At 62.4% G+C, this 676-nt stretch carries 1 protein-coding gene; it reads left to right on the top strand.

Annotation, left to right across the window (positions count from 1 at the left end):
* Nucleotides 1-88: 88 nt before the first annotated feature.
* Nucleotides 89-676, top strand: a 588-nt coding sequence (locus Tchar_RS13615) for a transposase (protein WP_144329498.1), incomplete at its 3' end; no start/stop codon positions are given.

Raw genomic sequence — 676 nt, 5'->3', positions numbered from 1 at the left:
CATGATTTTTCTTGTGTTATTGTCTGTTTGCGAGTACAATTTCCCCCAGATTTGATGGTCTGATGCGCCGTTTTCTGGGAGTTTTTCGATGTTTGCCTGCCCCGCCACCGAGGACTTCTTCCGCTTGCGGCTCGATCAGATGATCGACCTGCGCCATCCGCTGGCGGTGTTGTCCTCACGCATGCCGTGGCAGGAGTTGGAAGCAAGGCTGTCGCACCTGTTCATGCGCAAAGCGCGCGCAGGTGTCGCGATGCCCGATCTGGACCTCTTTGGCGAATCTCCGGTGCGCGCAGCTCGGGCGTCCAACGCAGGCCGACCCCGCGTGCCGCTGCGCGTGATGATCGCGCTGCTGTATCTGAAGCACGCCTTCAACGAGTCGGACGAAGGGGTGGTCGAGCGCTGGGGCGAAACCCCCACATGGCAGTTCTTCTCGGGGCGGGCGTACTTTGAACATCGCCGGCCGTGCGACGCCACGACGCTGGTGAAGTTTCGCCGGCTGCTGGGCGAGGAGGGGGTGGAAGAACTCCTGGCGCAGACGATCAACGTGGCGGTGGAAACCGGACTCATCAAGCCGCAGGAACTCAAGCGCGTGGTGGTGGACACCACCGTACAACCCAAGGCGGTGGCGCACCCGACCGACAGCCGCTTGCTCGAGACCGCGCGCACCAAGCTGGTG

It is taken from the genome of Tepidimonas charontis (assembly GCF_007556685.1).
GTDB lineage: Bacteria > Pseudomonadota > Gammaproteobacteria > Burkholderiales > Burkholderiaceae_C > Tepidimonas > Tepidimonas charontis.
The sequence above is the reverse complement of the archived record's forward strand: the minus strand, read 5'-3'. Positions and strand labels throughout refer to the sequence as shown.